This is a genomic window from Pedobacter sp. D749, assembly GCF_019317285.1.
GTDB lineage: Bacteria > Bacteroidota > Bacteroidia > Sphingobacteriales > Sphingobacteriaceae > Pedobacter.
Map to the genome: position 1 here is coordinate 4,613,920 of NZ_CP079218.1, position 23,048 is coordinate 4,636,967.

The window sequence follows — 23,048 nt, forward strand, 5'->3', positions numbered from 1 at the left end:
AGAATTTAAAAAAGGGGGTAAAATAATAATTGTAAGGGGCTGAATCGTAAAAAAACCATTACAAAACTACGGCAAGTAAGACAAATAATACAATAGCGAATTTTATTGTAAAAAGGAGAGAAAAGAAAATTATAATATTAGAAAATTAAACTCAATAAAAATTAGCTTATCTTATCAAAAGAAATTCCTCTTTCCAGCTTTTGCAGATATGCCTTTAGAATAGCATTTTCAGGTTTTTCTAATTGGGGATCTTCCGAAAAAAGTTCAATAACCGTATTCCGTGCTTCAGATAAAATTATCTGATCTTTAGCCAGATCTGCAAGTTTTAGATCAAGCACACCGCTTTGCTGTGTACCTGTAATATCTCCGGGACCACGAAGCTGAAGGTCTATTTCAGATATTTCGAACCCGTTGTTGGTCCGCACCATCGTTTCCAAACGGATTTTACCTTCCTTACTGAGTTTGTTACCACTCATTAAGATACAAAAAGATTGTTCTGCCCCGCGGCCAACCCTGCCACGCAACTGGTGAAGCTGTGAAAGACCAAACCGTTCAGCATTTTCAATCACCATTACAGAAGCATTAGGGACATTAACACCTACTTCAATTACAGTTGTAGCCACCATAATCTGACTTTTACCATCAATAAACTGTTGCATTTCGAACTGTTTATCCGCATTTGGCATTTGTCCATGTACAATACTGATCTGGTAATCGGGTCGGGGAAATTGGTAACTCAGCTGCTCAATTCCAGCTTCGAGATGTAAAAGATCTAATTTCTCGCTTTCCTTAATTAAAGGATAAACAATATAAACCTGCCTGCCTTTAGCAATTTCCTGCTTCATAAAACCAAACATTCTAAGGCGTTGGCCTTCAAAAAGGTGCTTTGTTTCGATGGGTTTTCTGCCCGCAGGTAATTCATCAATAATAGAAACATCAAGATCACCATATAAGGTCATTGCCAAAGTACGTGGAATTGGTGTAGCCGTCATCACAAGGATATGAGGAGGGATAATATTTTTCCGCCAAAGCTTAGCACGTTGTTCCACACCAAAACGGTGTTGTTCATCAATTACAACCAGCCCTAAATTTTTAAACTGAACCTTATCTTCAATCAATGCATGCGTTCCAATCAAAATATCGATTTCTCCATTCTCCAGTTGTGTGTGCAAAATAGTACGTTCCTTCTTTTTTGTATTTCCGGTAAGAATAGCAACACGCACCAGGTCTCCAGATACAAGGTCCGTAATAGAGGCATAATGCTGACGGGCCAAAATTTCGGTCGGAGCCATCATACAAGCCTGATAGCCGTTGTCATTTGCCAGAAGCATGCTCATCAACGCAACAGCTGTTTTACCACTCCCCACGTCGCCCTGAACAAGCCTGTTCATTTGCACACCACGTTGTGTATCAATCCTGATTTCCTTAACCACACGTTTTTGAGCATTGGTTAACTCGAACGGCAAAAATTCCTTATAAAAACGGTTCACCTTTTCACCAACTTTATCAAAGGTTGCACCTTTAAATTTTAATTGACGCAAGTGTTTATTATGCAGAAGCTGCAACTGAATAAAAAACAGCTCCTCAAACTTTAACCGTCTTTCAGAAGCGTTTAAGTCTTTTTGATTTTTAGGAAAATGAATGTTCAGCAAAGCCATCCTTTTATCTGGCAGCTGATATTTATCGATGATGTATTGTGGTAAATTTTCGGGCACCTGAGGTATAATCTGATCTAACAGGCCAGCGATTAAACGCTGCAGACCCTTTGAATCGAGATTAAACTTTTTAAGCTTCTCTGTTGAGTTATAAACCGGCTGCAAAGTTAAATTTCCTCTTCCCACCTGTTTGCGCTGATACAGCTCCATTTCAGGATGGGAAATACTGAATGTTCCGTTAAAGATGCTTGGTTTCCCAAAGGCGACGTAAGCTGTGCCCACGGTAATATTATCGTCAACCCATTTTAAGCTCTGGAACCAAACTAGTTCCATGATTCCGGTTTCATCTTTAAAAACAGCAATAATGCGCTTAGCCCTTTTATCGCCTATTACTTTTTTACTGATTACACGCCCGATAATCTGGATATACTGCGAATCAGGATTGATCTGATTAATCTTAAAATATTTTGTACGGTCTATATACCTAAAGGGATAGTGCGCAAGCATATCCTGATAAGTGAATAAGGCGAGATCCTTCTTCAAAACATCGGCACGACTTGGCCCAACGCCTTTCAAAAACTCAACAGGTGTATCTAATACCGAATTAAACAAAGTATTCTACTATTTCTTGTAAACAACATTTTTAGCAAAGCCGCATTAAAAATAACGATCGGTAGCAGCAAAAGCAAATAAGCAAAAAATTGATGCAGATCTATTTTCTCTTTAAAGTAGAAAAATGCGCCGTTAAAAGCAACAACTGGATTGAGATATATTAAATACCCGGGGCAGAAGAGGCATTCTCAGTAAGGTACAGGTATGTCGGAGAACCTTTTATGTAAGCAAAGGTTAGACATTGCTCCCAAGCTAATGTAAGGAACAATGTCCGCAATAAATATTTACTCTTGTTTTCTGTAAATTAACCAACAATGGCAATTACAGAGATTTCAACATTAACGTTTTTAGGTAACACCGAAACCTGAACTGTTTCGCGAGCTGGAAAATCAGCAGTAAAATACTGTCCATAAACTTCATTTACCTGAGCAAAGGTACCCATATCACTTAAGAAAATAGTAGACTTTACTACATTCTCAAAGGTTAAACCTGCCTCAAGCAAAACGGCTTTAAGGTTGCGCATCACCTGGTGAGTCTCCTCTTCAATATTGCCAATATTTAATTCTCCATTTTCAGGATTAATGGCAACCTGGCCCGATACGAATAAAAAATTTCCGGCTTGTACAGCCTGGCTATATGGTCCAATTGGAGCTGGAGCACTGTTTGTTTTAATAATTTGTTTCATAATTAGGGTTATTTAGCAAGCCACTGAACAAGCTTGTAGATGATACCTGCAAGAAAAATTAAGATGGCCAATGCATTAATAAAATGCATAATTCTCAGATTGATATTATTTGGCCTGTTTGGATCCTTTTTTCTAAAGAAGTACATGATACAAACTTAGCTAAAAAGCTTAACACAGAAAACTAAAAGGCATAAAAAAAGTCCTGATTTTCATCAGGACTTTTTTAAATCTTATATTGAAATACTAGTTTCTAGCAGTTTCAACACGACGGTTTTGGATACGACCTTCTTCAGTATCGTTAGAAGCAATTGGATTAGCTTCGCCATTACCTTTAGTAGCAACTTGACTAGCGTTAACGCCAGAGTTTACTAAGTAAGTTTTAACAGAGTTAGCTCTGTCTTTAGATAATTTCAAGTTATATGCAGCAGTACCTTCGCTTGAAGCGTAACCGTTTACAGTTACTTTACCACCGTTTTCACGTAACACTGAAGATAATTTATCTAAAGTAGGGTAAGACTCAGTTTTTAAAACTGAAGAGTTGAAATCGAAACCGATTTTTTCGAAACCTGTTACATTGCTAGTTGCAGTTGTATCAGCTACCATTTTAGGAAGTGGACAACCTGAACCATCAACAGCAGTACCAGCAGGAGTTCCTGGGCATTTGTCGAATTGATCAGCAACACCGTCACCGTCAGTATCTTTTTTCAAATCTTCAACAGATTTCTCAACAGCAGAAACACGGTTTTTCAATGCTTCAACTTCTTGACGTAAAGTTGGATCTTTTAACTCATCGTACATAGTAGCTAATGGGTTAGTCCACTCTAAACTTGGTTTAGCAGAAGAACCTAAAGAGAATTCTAAACCAGCATAACCGTAAGAGAATTTATCTTTAGTTTGACCTTTTGCATAAACTCCATCTAAGTTATCAGCATCAACAAAGTTCATGGTGTAACCTAAGTTAAAGTTAACACGCTCAGAAACTTTGAATTTAACACCAGCACCAACTGGAATGTAGAAACCTTTTACGTAATCTTTAGCATCATGTCTGTCATCAGCAGGACCAACAGCACTACCTTTCCAGTCGATAGTTTGACCAGCACTAGTAGTAATTTTTGGAGCATAAGCCATATAACCAGCACCAGCAGTTAAGAAGAAACCTACTGAATTCTCACGACGTAAGAAATCGATAGAACCTACATTTACAACACCACGTAAATCTACAGCATATTGTAATTCAGTTTCAAAATCTTTAACTGATGAAGTAATACCTTCGTTATTACCTGAAAGTTTACCACGAGTTCCGTTTAATTCTAAACCGAAAGAGTGACCTAATTGTTTACGGATGTTTAAACCGTAACCTAAGTTAGCATCCCATTTGTTGAAGTCATTAGAACCGCCGATAGCAACAACTGGCATTAAAACACCACCGTGTACACCAATAGACCAAGTTCTGTACTGTCCTCTACCGCCAAATACCTTGACAGCAGAAGTGGTTGCAGGAGCATCCTGAGCGACAGCAAGAGAAGCAACTCCTGTTAATGCCACTAAAGAAAGCGCAACACTTTTCTTTAAAGTAGAATAATTCATAATCTTTTTTCTTTTTTAAGGGTTAAACAATTTAATTGATTAATTTTTCAGTGAAGGCAAAATTAATCAAAATTTTAAATTTTCAAACTTTTATACAAACTCCGTTCCAAACTTTACCGTAACTAATCATTTTATTACATTTGGCCATTACCAATATAAAATACCATTTCCATGAAATACCCTACCATTGATCAGTCATTATTTATTTTAAATAGAAAAAAATATGCTAACAACTTAAAAAACAATTCACTAGCGATATTTAACTCAAGTGATGAATTCCCCAGGAGCGGTGACCAAAGTTTCGTTTTTAAGCAAAATCCGGATTTATTTTATTTATCAGGCATTGATCAGGAACAAACAATTCTGCTATTATATCCTGATTGTCCTAATCCTTTGTACAGAGAAGTCCTGTTTTTAAGACAGACCAACGACTATATCAAAGTTTGGGAAGGATATAAGTACACCAAAGAACAGGCAAAAGCCGCCTCTGGCATCCAATCAATATATTGGTTAGAAGATTTTGACAACATTTTACATAGTATTGTTAACTATGCTGAGCATATTTATTTAAATACAAATGAGAATGATCGGTACGCCCATGAGGTTCCTTATCGCGATATTCGTTTCATTGAGAAAATGAAATCAAAATATCCATTGCATCATTATGAACGCTCGGCGCCAATTATGAGAAATTTACGTGCCGTTAAATCAGATGTAGAGATCGAATTAACTAAAAAGGCGTGCACAATAACCCGCGATGCTTTTATCAGGGTATTAAAATTCACCAAGCCTGGGGTTAAGGAATATGAAATTGAAGCAGAGATTATACACGAATTTATCCGTCAGGGCGCAACAGGTCATGCCTATACACCTATTATTGCTTCCGGTCATAATGCAAACATCCTCCATTATAACGACAATAATCAGGTTTGTAAAGATGGAGACGTAATACTTTTCGATTTTGGTGCAGAATACGCCAATTATAATGCAGATATGAGCCGGTCTATTCCGGTTAATGGCCGGTTTACGCAAAGACAAAAGGATGTATACAATGCCGTACTGCATGTAATGAAGGCGTCGATTAAATTAATTGGCGAAGGAACTATATGGAATACCTACCACGAACAAGTTGGCGAGATTATGACAGAACAACTGATTAATCTCGGGCTTATTTCTACAACTGACGTGAAGAATCAAACCGCAACGTGGCCAGCTTATAAAAAATATTTTATGCACGGCACTTCACATCACTTAGGCATAGATGTACATGACTTTGCAGGAAGATATACTCCATTTGCCAATGGGAACATTCTTACGGTTGAACCAGGCATCTATATTCCGGAGGAAGGCTTAGGTATCCGTTTAGAAAACAATATCCTCATCACCGCAAATGGGAATATAGATTTAATGGCCGATATTCCATTGGAAGCTGAAGAAATTGAGGAGATTATGAATAGTTAATTTCAGTTAGCAGTATTCAATTTGCAGTTTACAGTTAAACAATTAGCAATAAGGCAATCTCAACAGTTAACCATTACCAAACTCATCGGCAAAACGATAAATATTAAAATCATCTTGTTTTAAGGCTGCCTGAACTTTTTCTCGCAGCCTTTTTTTATCGATATGCTGCATTTTTTGATGCTGTATGAGTTTCCATGCTTTTTCTGCAAATAAAAAAGCTCTTCGGTTATCATTAAAAACCTCTGGTTTGATCATCCATTTACACAATTCGTCGATACCTATATTTTTATCAGCAACAGTTTTTAAAATTGGAATAGCCTTTACCCCCTGATGAACTATTTTTTTTAGATTATTGGCAAAAGTATCTGCTCCTTCCCTATCCGCCTTATTAATCACAAAACAATCAGCAATTTCCATCAACCCTGATTTGATATTCTGAACTTCATCTCCGGATTCCGGCACCAATACAACAACAGTTTTATCTGCCAATCCGGCAATTTCTACTTCCGATTGCCCAACTCCAACAGTTTCAACAATAATCAGATCAAAATTAGCTGCTTTTAAAACGTCAACCATTTCGATTGTTTTTGCCGAAATGCCGCCCAAAGCACCACGTGTAGCCAAAGATCGGATAAAAACATTCGGATTATTAAACTGGCCCGCCATCCGGATACGATCGCCCAGCAAAGAGCCAAAATTAAATGGAGAGGTTGGATCTATCGCCAATATGGCAATGCGTTTCCCCTCAGCAACTAAATGATCGGTTACCACATTTACCAAAGTACTTTTGCCAGCACCGGGAGGTCCGGTAATACCCAGAACGGGAACGTTAGCCTTACTATCTAAATCTCTTAAAATCGAATCTGCAGGTTTAATATCGTTTTCAACAAGCGTTAATGTTCTTGCCAAAACCTTATAATTGCCCGCCTTTACTTCGCTTAAAATGGATAGATGCGTATTCATCAATAAAACTATCTTTGTACAAATTAACAAAAATTATCAGCTACAAGGCGCCCAATAATGAAAGTTACCGGTTTTACATTTTTAAGAAATGCTATTGTTAACGACTACCCTGCAAAAGAGGCGATACTTTCTGTGCTGCCATTGTGCGACGATTTTATCGTCGCACTGGGAAACTCTACAGACCAAACTTCTGAAATGGTTAAAAGCATTGATCCTAAAATCAAAACAATTGACACCATTTGGGATGAAAGTATAAGGGAAGGTGGTCGTGTTTTTGCTGATGAAACCAATAAGGCACTAGCTGAAATAGGGAAAGATACCGACTGGATGATCTACATTCAAGGTGATGAAGCCATACATGAAGATTATCTCCCCTTGATTAAAAAAGAAATGGAAGATGAACTTAACAATAGCAATGTTGAGGCCTTACTCTTAAAGTATAAACATTTTTATGCCTCTTATGATTACCTGGCCGAATCCAGGCGTTGGTACAGAAGAGAGGTTAGGATTATCAAAAACCTTCCGGGAGTTCACTCTTACCGGGATGCCCAGGGCTTCAGAATTAACGACAGAAAACTTAAGGTTAAGCTAATTGATGCTTACATTTATCATTATGGCTGGGTAAAACCACCAAAAGGATTACAAGGTAAAGTGCGCAACTTTAATCAGTTTTATCAAACGGAAGAGTGGATTGAAGAAAATTATCCCGTTCAGGATACCTATGATATGCACAATGCCGATCGATTGGTCCATTTTAAAAGCACCCATCCTAAAGTAATGCAGGAAAGAATTGCGGCTGCGAACTGGAAATTTGAAAAAGATTTAACCAAAGAAACCCCTAAAATGAATTTTCGCAGAAGGGTTTTACAAAAAATTGAAGACTTAACCGGATTACGTTTATTTGAGTATCGGAATTATAAAATTGTAAAGTAGACTACAATTTAAATCTATTTATATTTGCATCAAATAACATTTTAATGAAAAAGCCCAACGTTTTAGTAACTTTTGATTCGATGAAGGATGCCAATTGCGGCTATTTCTCGTTTGGAAAAGGGTTGGGTGATGCCTTAATCCATGAAAACAAAGGAAAATTTAAATTAAAATTTTATCTTTTTAAACACACGCAATACCTTTTTAATGGTTTGGTTGACCTCATTTATCTATCCAGGTTAGACCGGTTATTCTTTAAAGGGAAAAATGACTTCGATGTTGTTCATCTTTCTGATCAAACCTGCAGACTAAGACCGAGTAAAGTAAATGCAAAAAAAATAATGACTGTTCATGACATGAACAAGGTGCATTTAAAGTTTAGCAAGCCACACAGAATTCAGGTATATCTAAAAAAACTAGGCAAGCTAATAGCACAGTGTGATAAAATTGTATGCATATCGCAGTTTGTTGCAAATGATGTGAAACAATATTTCCCTGAATCAGCAAATAAAATCAGTGTAATTTATAACGGGGCCGATAAATTAGTTTCAGATGAAAATCATCAGCCAGCTTTTAAACCTGGAAAGAAATTTCTATTTACCATTGGGTTGCTCTCCGTACAAAAAGGCTTTCACTTATTACCTGCATTATTAAAAGATAACGATTTCGAACTGGTAATTTCCGGAAGAGAAACACCTCACAAACAACGAATTTTAGAGGACGCAGAAAAATATAACTGTTTGGATAGGGTACATATTACCGGGCCAATCTCTGATGAAGACAAAGCCTGGTACTATAAAAACTGTGATGCTTTCTTATTTCCTTCAGTTGCCGAAGGTTTTGGTCTTCCTGTAATCGAAGCCATGCATTTTGGGAAACCTGTGTTTCTGTCTAAATTCACTTCTTTGCCTGAGGTTGGTGGAGATGTTGCTTATTACTTCGATAATTTCGAACCTGAACACATGCAGGAAGTATTTAACAAAGGTATGAGTGATTTCGCCAAAAATAATCGTGCTAAAGAAGCAATTGCCCAGGCAGAAAAATTTTCGTGGGAAATTGCAGCCAACCAGTATCTGAATTTATATCAGGAATTTTTGAAATAACAAATTAAGTTGTAATAACAATGCCTAGCCAGTATGATACAGGCTAAATAATTAAATCCCCACAGTTAGCGCAATCCCCCCTTAAAAGGGCGCTTTAATCCATTCTAAAACCCAAGAATTGTAATTTTAATTTTGTTGGGTTTCACGATCTTATTCATATGTATGAAAAACCGTACATTTGCTCGGATTTTATTATATTTTTTCCCGACCAGGTACTTCCTGGGTTCTGTTATATATACAATACTTAATGAAAACTTATTTTCGTTTATTATCATTTGCGAAGCCTATTGAAAAGTTTGCGATACCTTATATTATTGCAACCTTACTTTCAATTCTATTCGGAACCTTTAACTTGGCTTTGTTATCGCCGCTGTTCGAAACACTTTTAAATGCAAACAAGCAAGCTTGCCAAACGCCAAGCTTAACAGATAAAGCAGCCTCCTCATTTAGCTTATTGGGCAAGTTAAGAGATTTTGTGAATTATTCAATAAAGGTTAACACTATAGAAAGTACGCTGATGTACATTTGTATTATCATTGTTATCTCTGTATTGCTTTCCAATTTATTCAGGTATTTTTCTCAGCGTTACATGGAAGATTTAAGAGTTCATACGTTGCTAAACTTTAGAAAGCGGGTCTTTAATAATGTGATGAATCTCCATGTAGGATATTTTAACAATGAGAGAAAAGGCGATATTATTTCTAAAGTTGCCTCTGATGTGCAGGTGGTCCAATTCACGGTTACCAATACATTACAGGTTGTTTTTAAAGAACCCGTAACACTAATCGTATATGTTATTCTTTTATTTAATATTTCAGCAAAGCTTACCTTATTCTCTTTACTGGTAATCCCAATTTCTGCATTTATTATCAGTAAAATTGTAAAAAGGTTGAAGCAGCAGGCAAAAGAATCACATGAATCTTTTGCGAAAATGATTGGCTTTTTAGATGAGGCATTAAGTGGGGTTAAAATCATAAAGGCCTTTAATGCAACGGAGCGAATTAAAGACAAATTTAACCAGGAAAATATATACTACTCCAACTTAACACGCAAAATGGTTAGACGCCAACAACTTGGCTCACCAGTATCTGAATTTTTAGGTGTTTTAATGATTTCTATTATCGTTTGGTATGGTGGATCATTAATATTGCATAATGATAAAAATGCCTTAACAGCATCAGATTTTATTGCTTACATCGCTATTTTTTCCCAGGTAATGCGTCCTGCAAAAGCATTAACAGATTCATTTAGTGGAATTCATTCTGGAATTGCAGCAGGAGAACGTGTTTTAGATCTGATAGACACTAAACCATTGTTGGTTAATGAACCAGATTCGAAAATTATTGATGATTTTAACAATACAATCAGCCTTCAAAATGTATCATTCAGTTACGGGGAAAAACAAATTCTTAACTCAATAACATTCGACATTGAAAAAGGGCAAACAGTAGCACTTGTAGGTCCATCCGGAGGTGGGAAAAGCACGTTGATGGATCTGCTGCCTCGTTTCCATGATCCAAAATCTGGAACGATTAAAATTGATGGCCACGATTATAGGGAGCTTACTGTTGAAAGCATTCGGGCACAAATGGGAACTGTTAATCAGGAATCTTTTCTATTTAACGATACTATTTTTAATAACATTGCCTTTGCTAAACCAGAGGCCACAATGGAAGAAGTTGTTGCCGCAGCAAAAATTGCAAATGCGCACGATTTTATAGAGAATACCGAGAACGGTTATCAATCTTTTGTTGGTGATAGAGGAAATAAACTCTCTGGGGGACAAAAACAGCGCGTGTGTATTGCAAGAGCTGTATTGGCTAATCCGCCTATCATGTTGTTAGACGAGGCTACTTCAGCCTTAGATACAGAATCTGAAAAATTAGTTCAGGATGCTTTAAATAATTTGATGAAAAACCGTACTTCAATTGTAATTGCGCACCGTTTAAGTACAATACAACATGCCGATAAAATTGTGGTAATTGATAAAGGTAGCGTAGTAGAAACCGGAAGCCATAATGAGTTAATGAATCAAAATGGCTTATATAGACGTTTAATTGACATGCAGACCTTTAACGACTAAACATTTAGATGAGGAGAGTTTTATTTTTTATGCCTGATAATCCGCTAAAAAAAAATGCGGGGAACAGAACCAGGGCTTTAAGCATGTTGAATTACTTTAAATCAAGAAATTTCGAAATTGATTTTGTTAGTGAGTATTTTACCGGACGCTGGAGTGAAACAGATATTAAAGCTTTTGAGCAATCAGGCCTGGCCAATACTACTTATGTAATTAAAAAAAAGCCTTCCAAAAAAAATATACTCTATTATCTCCTTTTTTATAAACTACCAAATTTTTTCTATCAGAATAAGGCCTGGTTTTTTCCGCTTCAATTCCCTGAATTGGTGACCTTAAGGTTTAAGAGGGTGTTCAAAAAAATTTTAAAAAACAACGATTACGATTATATCTTTATTAACTATGCCAGCTGGGCAACATTGGTAGAAAATAACGACCTGACAAAAAAAGCGATAAAAGTAATTGACACACACGATTTTATAACTGCTCAACTTCAAAAAAAAAACAATATTGGCCAATCTTTTAAAGAAGAAATCAGAAGAATTTCATTATTTGATATTGCTTTAGCCATTTCTGTTGAAGAGCAGTATGTTTTTAGTCAGTTTTGTAAAAACAAGGTTGTTTTAGCACCAATGATGCTTGATCAACCAGAAAATTTTCATGCCGCTAAAGAAAAATCGTTTGATCTGATTTATGTGGCCAGTGATAATATACATAATCAAAAAGCTGCCAATTGGTTTTTTAGCCATGTATACCCGTTATTACCAACCAGCGTACAGATATGCATCATTGGACAAATAAACGAGCATCTTTCTATAAAGGCACCTAATATTGTTTCCGTAAACTTTGCCGAAGATTTATCAACCTATTATCAAAATGCTAAAGTAGCGCTATGCCCTATGCTAACAGGCACAGGAACCAAAATAAAGGTAGTAGAGGCACTATCTTATGGCTTACCGATAGTTTGCAATACCAGAGGCATTGATGGCTTGATCAATAAAACCAACAATGGCTGTTTGGTAAGTGATGACCCGGTTGAATTTGGAAATAATATTATGAAACTACTAACAGATGAATTGGAATATAAAAAACAGGCAGAAAATGCATTGGCCGCTTTTAACACCAATTACGAAAAGGAACACTGTTATAAAAATCTTGATACTGTTTTTGAAATAGTTTAAATCTCAGCACATTATGAAAAAGATTGCCGTTATTGTACCTATTTATAAAGAAATAAGCTATTTAGAGGAAATATCCTTGCAGCAATGTTTCAAAGTTCTGTCTAAATCCTATCCAATTTTTTGTGTAAAACCGAATTCTTTAAATCTAAATACCAAGTATTCATTTAATAACTTCATTAGTTTTGATGATGCGTATTTTAGAGATATTGCTGGCTACAATAAGCTCATGTTATCAGGAGAATTTTACGAAGCATTTTTAGATTATGAGTATATCCTGATCCATCAATTAGATGCTTTTGTTTTTAAAGATGACCTAACTCTTTGGTGTGAAAAAAACATAGATTATGTTGGAGCTCCGTGGCTCAGACATAAATATCCTGATGTGATCAAAGCAGTAAAAAATCGCATTTTGAGCTACATTCACCGAAAATTCGATATTAAAGAAAAGAACACGCTTGCTCCAACCGACCTACAACGGGAGTATAAAGTAGGAAATGGTGGTTTATCCCTACGCAGAACACAGCTATTTTATGATTTAACCCAACGCTTTCAGGAAAAAATAAAAGAATATTCTTTGAGTCCTGCGGCCAACTTTAATGAAGATGTTTTTTGGAGCATAGAAGTAAACAGAAAGAAAACAAATTTAAAGATACCCTCATATAAGGAAGCCGTATATTTTGCGTTTGAAGTGCCTGTAGATCGGGCTTTCGAACTCACTAACAATTCGCTGCCTTTCGGATGCCATGCATGGAACAAAAACCTGGAGGTATGGAGGCCTATATTTAAAGACTTTGGATATGCTGTTTAATTACATTTTTTATACATTGACCTTAATAAAGACGGGAATCTATGGGCGAAATCTCGAGAAATTAATCCTCTTATATGGATTGAATCGATTTTTCAATTTGCAGGATTTAATAATTAAATGATGAATATTCCATTAATTTCGATTGCAGTATGTACTTACAATGGAGATAAGTATTTAAGGCAACAGCTTGACTCAATAGTTAATCAGACTTATCCAAATCTTGAAATTATTATAGTAGATGACGTTTCTTCTGATAAAACGATGGAAATCTTACACGAATATGATTGTATGTACACCATGATCAGAGTAATGAGAAATGAACTAAACTTAGGTTATGCTAAAAATTTTGAAAAAGCAATCGGACTTTGCAATGGTGAATATATTGCGCTATCGGATCAAGATGATATTTGGGCGCACGATAAAATTCAATTACTTAAAGATAATATTGGGGACAAGGTCATGATTTATCATGATTCTGAATTTATTGATCAAACAGGCCAGTCGATGAATAAGTACGTATCGGATGTATTCAATATGTATGAAGGAAATTCATCACTTCCTTTCCTTTTCGACAATTGCGTTTCTGGTCATGCTGTTATGTTCAAAAAGTCGTTATGCAAAAATATATTCCCGTTCCCCGAAAAACTTTATCATGATTGGTGGATGGCATTCATTGCTGCTGAAAACGGTGGAATAAAATATTACGACCGTGCATTGGTTCATTATCGTCAGCATACCAATTCGAATACCGATATGCTAAGTATAAAAATAAAGCCCGAAAGCGACAAAAAAAATCATATTCACGAAATAAAACCTAATTGGTTAATTACTTGTATGAAAAAATCGAGTGTTAGAAAAGTATACATCAAAGACTTATTAAGCTGTTTCAACATCGACTATTCCATAAAAAACCCTATAAAGTTATTTTTTCTACTCTTTAAGCACTACAAGCTTTTATTTTATCAAAAAAAGAAAGGAAATATAAGTAAAATCAATTACATTAGAAAAATGTGCTTCTCATAATTTAGCGCATTGTATTTTTTATATCTGTTATGTTATACTTTCCAGGATCTCCTCCAGAATTGAGATCTGCTTTTCGATCCGGTATTTAGCAGCCTCATTTTTAATCTTATCCACACTAAATTTTTCTGGTTGATTTTTAACAATCGTCATTGCTCCTACCAGTTCATTAAAGTTTCCTTGTTCTACAACTATCCCTGTACCCTCTTTAACAAATTCGCTAATCCCTCCAGAATTAAACCCAACAATTGGTTTACCTAAAGTTGCCGCCTCTAACATAACCAAAGGAAAAGAGTCTTCTCTTGATAATGACAGGAAAGCATCTCCACAGTTCAGATAATTATAGTAATCGTCCGCTAGCGCCCCCGTAAATTTTACTCTTCCAGGAAACTTAGATTCCAAGGTACTCTTTACATAAAAAAAAGTACCCCTTTTTTCTTCCCCACCAATCCAAAGAATTTTGACATTTTCATCGAGCAGATTTAAAAGGGGTATCAAAAAATCAATTCCTTTTATTAAAGTTGTTGTTCCTGAAACTACCCAAATAAAATCTTGTTTACTAAATCCCAAATTCGATTTTACCTCATCAGCAGATTTTCTAAAGGATACCTTATTTTGATCAATGAAGCCATAAAGGAGCCTTACATCTTTACCACCCATATCATTAATTTTCTCACATACGGCTTCCGAACACCCGATAAAACTAGTAGAATAGTTAATGATTTGTTTTAAATTATCGTAAGTAATAAAGTTATAGGCCATTGGCAGCTCATGAAAATGAGTAATAATCTTTACTCCCAACTTAGCTGCTATTGTATAGATTTCTGGATTTACAATAGTATTGAAATACCAAAAATCAGCATTTGTTTCCTTTTGTAACTGCTTCAGTTGATATTCGAGAGGTTTGATTTTTAAAATTTTTAATATAGCCCTAAAAAATCTTACCCCTCTATTCCTATTCTTTTTATATGGTATCGAATGTTTAATATGACTAGGTAAGCTATCAACGAGGGCGCCCTTTTCACTGCAAAATAAATGCGATTTAAACTTGTCTTTATTAAGATTTAATAACGAATACCATAATAACATTTCAGCTCCGGTCCGTCCTAAGTTTTGTGTAATAAATATAATCCTTTTCATTTGTATGGTTACTTGACTAGCACCTTTTTCGAGCATTATCGGATGCAAATTAATTTAAATAAAATAAATAAAGTATTATTAAAAGTATTTAGTCTATATTTTTATACTTTGTGAATATTTAGCACTTAAAGTACAATAGCGATATTAATAAGTTTACGGCTAAATTTAATGATGAATATCAGTTGATTACAATCTTAAAGATCCTTAGTATTTTTGGCAATCATATACTTCAATATTAACTCTATTTTTCGATGGCAAACAATCATAAAAAATGCTATTGTCTCTAAAAACTTAGCTGCTCCAATTACGATGATACGGATGTTCACACAATTAGATGGATCAAAATATGAAAAACCCTAAGATTACAGTATTTATGGCGGCATACAATGTCGCAGCGTTTATATCAGAATCGATTTCCAGCATCCTAAATCAAACCTTCAATGATTTTGAGCTGCTGATTGTTAATGATGGATCTACAGATGCTACTGTATCTATTGTAGAAAAGTTTAATGACAGCAGAATTAGGCTTATTCATAATGATGGGAACAAAGGGCTACCAATTACCAGAAACAGGTTATTAGCACTCGCTAGAGGCGAATATATTGCTGTATTGGACAGTGACGATATTGCTTATCCAGATCGTTTACAGGCGCAACTTGAATTTCTTAATGAACATTCTGAAATTGCATTATGTGGAGGCCATGCAAATATTATTGACGAAAATGGAATCGTACAAAATAGGAAACTAATCGTACCAACGGGCGAAAATGTAAACATGGCATTACTATTTCAAAATCCATTTGTCAACTCTAGCACTATGTTTAAAGCTAACGTTTTTCGTGAGCTTAATGGCTATAAAGACTTTGCCTTATCTGAAGATTTTGACCTATTTGTTAGAATTTCAGAAAAGTATCCTGTAACTAACCTTGATAAGTTTCTAGTAAAATACAGAATACACGGCAACAATATTACGATAAAAAGGTCTGACGAGCAATATAAGAGTGAGCGCGAAATCATTAAGAACATGCAGGAAACCTTGGGAATGCCTTCCAACTCAGCGCTAATAGATCTGCATATGGAATTATTTACGGCAAATATCCATATAGGTAATTATGCTAAATACTATCCGCTCTTTAAAGAAATGAAAATGTCTAATCAACAATCGAAAAGATACAATACTGATGGATTCAACTGTTTTCTTTTTAACAAATGGCATGAAATAATTAGCCTTCAGAGAACGAATAAACACGCATTAAGCTCGTACTTTAAAAAAGATTTATTTTCTTGGACCTACTTTAATTTTAAAGCGTTCAGGAAAGTATTTAAAACCAGTTTTAGGGGACTATTTAATTAATTTCCTACCGCCCATTTCATCTTAGTTTTACCTATAAGCCTGGCCAGATAAAAACTTAAAATATAAGTCACTAAAAATCTTAACAATAATATCCCGATATTCTCCCATACGTTATACGCCAGAACATTTAATTTTAATGGTTGAAAAATTAAGGGGAGTACACGTTCTATAATAATCACGTGAATCAAATATACACCAAAAGTTGTTTCACGCGGATACAAATTCTGCTTTATCCAATTTAAATTCCCAATCTTCAGCAATAAAGTAAACATTACCAATGAATAAATAATGTTACTGATACGCAATGTATTGTATGCATCTGATATACCTATACTATAAAGATATCTGGATTCTCCAATGGCTATAACGAAAGTAACAATGACTAAAACCAGCATCTTTAACCACGATAGAAATTTTATTGTCATCATTATTTTATCATAATAGCGGTTAAAATAAACCCCAAGCCATAAATAAAAAACAAAACCAAAAAGTGCAGTGGTGTGGTTTGTTTCTATCCACCCTTCATAAAGATTTACGCTATAAAATAGTGACAATAACAAAAGCACTAGGCCGAACCAAAGGTTATACAACTGTTTTTTAAAAACAAGTAAGATTGATATACAGATTAAAAAATTAAGAATGAACCAATATGGACTAAACAAAATTATTTGAGAAAAAAGCGTATAAATGTAAAGACCAAAATTTGATATCAATAAGCCTCCATCGCTACCTTTAGTATAAGCAATATACCTATCTAAGGCCGTTAAGAATATCAACACCAATATCCAGAATAACCATGGTCCAATAGTTTTCTTAAACCTATTTTTTAGGTATTGAAAGGGTGAATACTCTTGAAACTTATGGTTGATCAAAAAACCACCAATCAGAAAAAAAGCTATTGTACTAAATTTAAAAGATTGAATAACGCAACCTTCAATAACATTTTCGAAAGGCTTATCATAATGATTGAAGGCAACTATTGAACAATGTTCAATAACAATACCGATCATAGATATACATCTAATTGTATCAACAAAGTCAAAATTCTTTTTTACAGGAGCTACTTCTTTCGTTAATTTAGTATTCATTAAATGGTTATAGTAATTGAACCAACAAATATCTACAAAAAAAACAGCCCCAATAACATATTGAGGCTGTTTTAACATTTATGTATGTAAAATATTACAGACTAACATTTTCTAATTAGCATTCCGAAATGCGTAAAACTTAGTACCATTCTCAATCCAACCACTCCCTGTAGGATTAAGAGTTAGATCGTAAAAATATCCATGCGTAGGTTGATTAGGGTGATAAAATTGATACACCGGAGCACTGCCCTCGATTTGGCTATTGTATGCGTAGAAAACAGGATAATTTGTTGGTGCCCATATATTAAGATCGATTGTATTATCTCTTGTTAAACAATATATAGATCTTGTTCTATGTTGCATTATATATACTGGAACAGAGCCAGGTTTTTGACTTTCATAAACATAAATCGGATCATTGATGACACGGCGCCACGCTCCAGGATTTTTAGCTGGGAAATTAGGATCAATGGTATAAATATGACCAAGTGCTGGTGAATAAAAATCATATAAAGGCAGTTTTGCAGAACTTAATTTAATTTGTCTATTACTTATATATGTATCTACTGCCGCCTTTACTTGCTCCTTTTTAACTGGATCGCTTATAAATTCATAAATCGGAACTGATCTATTTATACCAATCAATGATGCATTATTAGCATTGATGCTTTGTTGCCAACTAACAAGATTTATAGATTGAGAAGTATTTCCTAACGCATCTCCCGAAAAACTAGTTCCTGAGTTATTTCCACCATAGAAAGTTCCCTCAAATAACTTCTCTGTTGTTTCGTTTGAAATTGTTGTTTTTTCTTCTGTACTTAAATCTGTACTTAGGTCTATACTGAATATTTTTGCTATACCAATAGAGAATCCCGCCTTTATAGACTTTAATTTTTTATCAAAAGTAGACTCTTTAACAACAGACCCTCTATAGTCATACTTCAAACGCCCCCCTATGTCGATACCAAGTAAAATATGCGTTCCGTACGTTTGTACTATTTGCTCTGCGCTGTAATTAGAAAGATACGCTGCAAAATCAGTCGTTAAATAATTTCTCAATAATTCAACTGTAACGTCATCTGTAAAATCTATACTTTTTATCCTATACCACGACTCATAAGTTGCATAAGAATATTTTCCATTATAGGTAGTACTATTCTGTTTATCATTAGTCAAGGAGAAATTACCTGTAGCGTAAAGGCTCGTATCAGATTTATCATCTCCACGCGTTCCTTTGCCACCAAAAGTTTGTTTCTTATTAACTTCATTCACGTAATCATAAGCATTGGCCCCATAATATACATTATATCCTCCTTTTGTATCTGTGGGTGTAACAATTTTAGTGGGGTAATCAGCATAAAACCTAGTTAGGTCAAAAATAGATACCTTCGAGGTATTTTTTCTCTCAAATAATTCCCCTGTTACATCATAACCATGTCCTAATAGATCCCATTTTCCATCACCAGCAATCGCTAAATTTTTATGATTACCTGTAAGTCCTTTCTCTTCTGCAAGTTCATTTTTCTTGCAACTGCTAAACGCTGCTGTAATTACGCACAGCAGGCAAAGAATTTTTAATTTGTAATTGTTTTTCATCAGTATTTATTTGTTGTTTTTTCACAAAACTACTGACAAGAAAAATTAATTATGACAAGGCAGGGTTATCAATATGATAATTAATAATAAATTGTAATAGAATTAAACAGATAAATTGATAAAATACAGCACACAAAATATCCTGATTTATAACTAAAAGAATTTACGTTAGTTCCCTAAATGAAAAGCTTGTTAAAACACCCGAATCTGGACCTTATGAATAAACAATATACGGTTTGTTGCTTTTGGTTTAAGAAAGAATAAAGTGATGATAAAAAAAGGGTCTCAACTAATTATTGAGACCCTTTTAAAATTTGACTATGTCTAGTCAATTAAAAAATCTGTGATATTTTTCTAATACACAATTTGTCATTTTTAATAATATGACATTTTTAAGCTAACCTAACTTTAGTTTGGAAAAGCATAAAATGCAATACCGTCATTCGTCCACTCAGCATTATAAGGATTATTATTTAAACTATAATAATGATCACGACCAACAAGAACAGAACGATTATTCGGAAATGGTAGTCTTTGAAAGCGCGACCTTACAAATGAATATACAGGTACAGTTCCCGCGACATTTGTTGTATATGCATAAAACAATATGCCATCTTGACTATATCCTCCCCATCCTGGGTTTGGATCAGTCCAAAGTATACGGTCATTTAATTGTCCATTATAATGTTGATAAATAGGAACAGCGTTATTATAAGGAGTTGAATAGGCTCTAAACGGCTGGCCATTTGGGCGCCAAGCATCACTTAGATATTGAAGGTGCATATTCGAATTTATGTTATAAGCGTGCTTGTCTAAGCTAGGAGTATAAAACTCATAAATTTCTTGAGGAGCTAGCGTTATTTGCCTATCAACGATATATTTTTCAACGGCGATTTTAACCTGCTCTTTCTTCACCGGGTCGCTAATAAATTCATAAATAGGAGCAGACCTATTTATACCAATCAATGATGCATTATTAACATTAATGCTTTGTTGCCAACTAACAAGATTGATGTTTGTAGAAGTATTTCCCAAGGCATCACCTGAAAAGCTTGTTCCCGAATTATTACCACCATAGAAAGTACCTGCAAATAATTTATCGTTCGTTTCGTTTGAAATTGTTGTTTTTTCTTCTTTGCTTATATCTGCGCTTAAGTCAATACTGAATATTTTTGCAATACCAATAGAGAATCCTGCTTTTATAGCACGTAATTTTCGATCATAAGTTGACTCTTTAAGAATAGAGCCTTTATAGTCATATTTCAAACGTCCTCCTATGTCAATACCTAATAAAATATGCGTTCCATATGTTTGCACTATCTGTTCTGCACTGTAGTTAGAGAGGTAGGCCAAAAAATCAGGTGTTAAATAGTTTTTTAATAATTCAACTGTAACGTCATCTGTAAAATCTATACTCTTTATCCTATACCATGATTCATAAGTTGCATAAGAATACTTGCTACTATAGGTGTAAGTATTTTGTTTCTCATTTGTCAACGAAAAATTATTTGTAGCATAAGCACCGGCTTTATCTCCACCAACAGCAGTAGCACCAAATGTTTGCTTGTTATTAACATCTTTCACATAGTCGTAAGCAGAAGCACCGTAATAAACGTTATATCCACCTTTTGTGTCAGTTGGTGTAACAATTCTAGTAGAATAATCTGCGTAAAATTTGTTTATATCAATAATAGAAACCTTCGAGGTATTCTTTCTTTCAAATAATTCACCTGTTACATCATAACCATGACCTAATAGATCCCATTTCCCATCTCCAGCAACTGCTAAATTATTATGGTTACCAGATAGACTCTTCTCTTCTGCAAGTTCATTTTTCTTGCAACTGCTAAACGCTGCTGTAATTACGCACAGCAGGCAAAGAATTTGTAATTTGTAATTGTTTTTCATCAGTAATTATTTAATATTTTTTCACAAAACTACCGACAAGAAAAATTAATTATGATAAGGCTAGGTTATCAATATGGTAATTAATAATAAAACGCATTAGAATTAAACAGATAAATTGATAAAATACAGCATACAAAATATCTTGATTTATAATTAAAAGAATTTACGTTAGTTCCTAAAATGAAAAGTTTGTTAAACATCCGAATCTGGAGCTTATGAATAAACAATCTACGGTTTGTTGCTTTTGGTTTAAGAAAGAATAAAAAGTGATGATAAAAAAGAGCCTCAATTATTATTGAAGCTCTTTAAAAATATAAGTAATTATTACAGTAAAATCTATTATAATGGAATATTGAACACTGGGCCTTCATTTACAAAGGCTCCGTTTCCAATTGTTGGTACATTACCTGTTCCCAGATAATGATCGCTATTCCTTGAACTATAAAACATATAAACTGGCCTTGTATTAGGCGTATTTTTAGGATATGCATAGAAAGCTATTCCCTCATTAATAAAATCCCCATTACCGATGGTAGGTTGGTTACCTAAGCCATAGTAATGATCAGCATTTCTTGAACTATAATATACATAAACAGGAACCGCACCATCAGTAGGCTTAGAAAATGCATAAAAAACAATCCCTTCATTAATAAAATAGCCATTACCGATGGTTGGTTGATTACCCAAGCCAAAGTAATGATCACCACCTGTTGAGCTATAGTAAGCATATACAGGAACTTCACCTAATTCTTTAATCTGCCTAGCAATTATATATCTTTCAACAGCCTCTTTTACTTGTTGTTTCTTAATCGGATTTTCAATGAATTCATAGATAGGTACAGCATTATCTATAGCCACTAAAGCACAATTTTTTGTATTTACACTCTGCTCCCAGCCAGATATATTAACTGATTCGGAGGAATATCCATTTGAATCAAATGAGACACTCCTGCCAGAATTTGTTCCTCCGTAAAATTGTAAACCAAAAGATCTTTCCCTACTTTCATTAAAGTTTCTAGTCATTTCTTCATTAGTTATTGTCGAAGAAATATTTATACCAAATTTTTTAACAAAAAAGCCTAATGCTCCTTCAGCCGACGTTGTTTTCTTTTCAGTAGTCGTTTCGTTTACTATTGAGCCGCTAAAATCGAAAACTAATCTTCCTCCTAAACTAATATTTGTTAAAACATGTGTACCATATCTTTCTACTAAAGCATCGGCACTAATAGTATTGACATTGCTTAAAAATTCAGGAGTTAAATAATTTTTAAGTAGGTCTATGCTAACATCTCCATTAAATTGAATAATTTTTACTCTATAAGTTTCCTCAAATCGAGCGTATGAATATTTGCTCGAAAAGCTGTATATATTTTGATTTTTATTCTTAGATGTCAAAGAGCCTGTAAAATATGACTTTCCATCCTCTGTGGGAGATTTAGTTCCTGCAGTAACTGATAAGCTAAAATTTCTTTCTTTTATTACGTCTTTTAAATACTCATTAGCAGTAGCACCATAATAATAATATTGTTTTCCTTCAGTAGTTGTTGGAGTATTAATTCGATTGAAATAATCTCTTTCAAAACTTTTCATATCTATAACAGGCGCATCTGAAGCATTTTGAAGAGCCAGTGGATCTCCCGTCATATCATAACCATAGCCTAATAAATCCCATTTCTCGTCGCCAGCAATGGCTAAGTTTTTATGATTACCTGTAAGTCCTTTTTCTTCTGCAAGTTCATTTTTCTTGCAACTGCTAAATGTTGCTGTAATTACGCACAGCATGCAAAGAATTTTTAATTTGTAATTGTTTTTCATCAGTATTATTTGTTATTTTTTCACAAAACTACCGACAAGAAAAATTAATTATGATAAGATCAGGT

General features: G+C 34.5%; 18 protein-coding genes. 8 read left to right on the forward strand and 10 right to left on the reverse strand.

What is annotated here, in order from left to right:
• Window positions 1-161: 161 nt before the first annotated feature.
• The 4 genes from recG to KYH19_RS18785 all read right to left on the reverse strand — a co-directional run bounded on the left by recG (window position 162) and on the right by KYH19_RS18785 (window position 4,539).
• A complete protein-coding gene (gene recG, locus KYH19_RS18775) occupies window positions 162-2,267 on the reverse strand; it encodes an ATP-dependent DNA helicase RecG (RefSeq protein ID WP_219076201.1) in 2,106 nt (701 codons plus the stop codon).
• Between the two features lie 304 nt (window positions 2,268-2,571).
• A complete protein-coding gene (locus KYH19_RS18780; RefSeq protein ID WP_219076202.1) occupies window positions 2,572-2,952 on the reverse strand; it encodes a RidA family protein in 381 nt (126 codons plus the stop codon).
• Between the two features lie 8 nt (window positions 2,953-2,960).
• Window positions 2,961-3,098, reverse strand: a complete 138-nt coding sequence (locus KYH19_RS24420; protein WP_315417948.1) for a DUF6728 family protein — start codon at window positions 3,096-3,098, stop codon at window positions 2,961-2,963.
• 97 nt (window positions 3,099-3,195) lie between these two features.
• Entirely contained in the window at window positions 3,196-4,539 is a 1,344-nt protein-coding gene (locus KYH19_RS18785; RefSeq protein WP_219076203.1) for an OmpA family protein, read from the reverse strand.
• Window positions 4,540-4,710: 171 nt separating this feature from the next.
• On the opposite strand from KYH19_RS18785, the gene KYH19_RS18790 reads away from it, so the two are divergent.
• Complete coding sequence (locus KYH19_RS18790) at window positions 4,711-6,000, forward strand: aminopeptidase P family protein (protein WP_219076204.1); 1,290 nt, start codon at window positions 4,711-4,713, stop codon at window positions 5,998-6,000.
• A 66-nt stretch (window positions 6,001-6,066) separates the two neighbouring features.
• Here the strand turns inward: KYH19_RS18790 and meaB are convergent, their stop codons facing one another.
• Window positions 6,067-6,963, reverse strand: a complete 897-nt coding sequence (meaB, locus tag KYH19_RS18795; RefSeq protein ID WP_219076205.1) for a methylmalonyl Co-A mutase-associated GTPase MeaB — start codon at window positions 6,961-6,963, stop codon at window positions 6,067-6,069.
• 57 nt (window positions 6,964-7,020) lie between these two features.
• On the opposite strand from meaB, the gene KYH19_RS18800 reads away from it, so the two are divergent.
• The 6 genes from KYH19_RS18800 to KYH19_RS18825 all read left to right on the forward strand — a co-directional run bounded on the left by KYH19_RS18800 (window position 7,021) and on the right by KYH19_RS18825 (window position 14,085).
• The gene (locus KYH19_RS18800; protein ID WP_219076206.1) at window positions 7,021-7,896 is read left to right on the forward strand and encodes a glycosyltransferase family 2 protein; all 876 of its coding nucleotides are present in this window, start codon (window positions 7,021-7,023) and stop codon (window positions 7,894-7,896) included.
• 44 nt (window positions 7,897-7,940) lie between these two features.
• Window positions 7,941-8,996 carry a glycosyltransferase family 1 protein gene (locus tag KYH19_RS18805; protein WP_219076207.1) on the forward strand — a complete coding sequence of 352 codons (1,056 nt, stop codon included), beginning with the start codon at window positions 7,941-7,943 and terminating at the stop codon, window positions 8,994-8,996.
• 247 nt (window positions 8,997-9,243) lie between these two features.
• Entirely contained in the window at window positions 9,244-11,079 is a 1,836-nt protein-coding gene (locus KYH19_RS18810; protein ID WP_219076208.1) for an ABC transporter ATP-binding protein, read from the forward strand.
• Between the two features lie 8 nt (window positions 11,080-11,087).
• On the forward strand, window positions 11,088-12,254 hold the full coding sequence (locus KYH19_RS18815) for a glycosyltransferase (RefSeq protein WP_219076209.1): 1,167 nt from the start codon (window positions 11,088-11,090) through the stop codon (window positions 12,252-12,254).
• Between the two features lie 13 nt (window positions 12,255-12,267).
• Window positions 12,268-13,062, forward strand: coding sequence for a DUF5672 family protein (locus KYH19_RS18820; protein WP_219076210.1), 795 nt, complete (start codon window positions 12,268-12,270; stop codon window positions 13,060-13,062).
• Window positions 13,063-13,179: 117 nt separating this feature from the next.
• The gene (locus KYH19_RS18825) at window positions 13,180-14,085 is read left to right on the forward strand and encodes a glycosyltransferase family 2 protein (protein WP_219076211.1); all 906 of its coding nucleotides are present in this window, start codon (window positions 13,180-13,182) and stop codon (window positions 14,083-14,085) included.
• Between the two features lie 27 nt (window positions 14,086-14,112).
• On the opposite strand, the gene KYH19_RS18830 is transcribed toward KYH19_RS18825, so the two are convergent.
• Entirely contained in the window at window positions 14,113-15,258 is a 1,146-nt protein-coding gene (locus KYH19_RS18830) for a glycosyltransferase family 4 protein (RefSeq protein ID WP_219076212.1), read from the reverse strand.
• Between the two features lie 310 nt (window positions 15,259-15,568).
• Between KYH19_RS18830 and KYH19_RS18835 the strand changes: the two genes are divergently transcribed.
• A complete protein-coding gene (locus KYH19_RS18835) occupies window positions 15,569-16,576 on the forward strand; it encodes a glycosyltransferase (protein ID WP_219076213.1) in 1,008 nt (335 codons plus the stop codon).
• Here KYH19_RS18835 and KYH19_RS18840 read toward each other — a convergent pair.
• From KYH19_RS18840 to KYH19_RS18855, 4 genes are all read right to left on the reverse strand, one after another.
• The gene (locus KYH19_RS18840) at window positions 16,573-17,664 is read right to left on the reverse strand and encodes an acyltransferase (RefSeq protein ID WP_219076214.1); all 1,092 of its coding nucleotides are present in this window, start codon (window positions 17,662-17,664) and stop codon (window positions 16,573-16,575) included. The two genes, KYH19_RS18835 and KYH19_RS18840, sit on opposite strands and share 4 nt — an antisense overlap.
• A 111-nt stretch (window positions 17,665-17,775) precedes the next feature.
• A complete protein-coding gene (locus tag KYH19_RS18845; protein ID WP_219076215.1) occupies window positions 17,776-19,260 on the reverse strand; it encodes an MAC/perforin domain-containing protein in 1,485 nt (494 codons plus the stop codon).
• A gap of 408 nt (window positions 19,261-19,668) precedes the next feature.
• Window positions 19,669-21,168, reverse strand: a complete 1,500-nt coding sequence (locus KYH19_RS18850) for an MAC/perforin domain-containing protein (RefSeq protein WP_219076216.1) — start codon at window positions 21,166-21,168, stop codon at window positions 19,669-19,671.
• A gap of 339 nt (window positions 21,169-21,507) precedes the next feature.
• A complete protein-coding gene (locus KYH19_RS18855; protein WP_219076217.1) occupies window positions 21,508-22,983 on the reverse strand; it encodes an MAC/perforin domain-containing protein in 1,476 nt (491 codons plus the stop codon).
• Window positions 22,984-23,048: the final 65 nt, after the last annotated feature.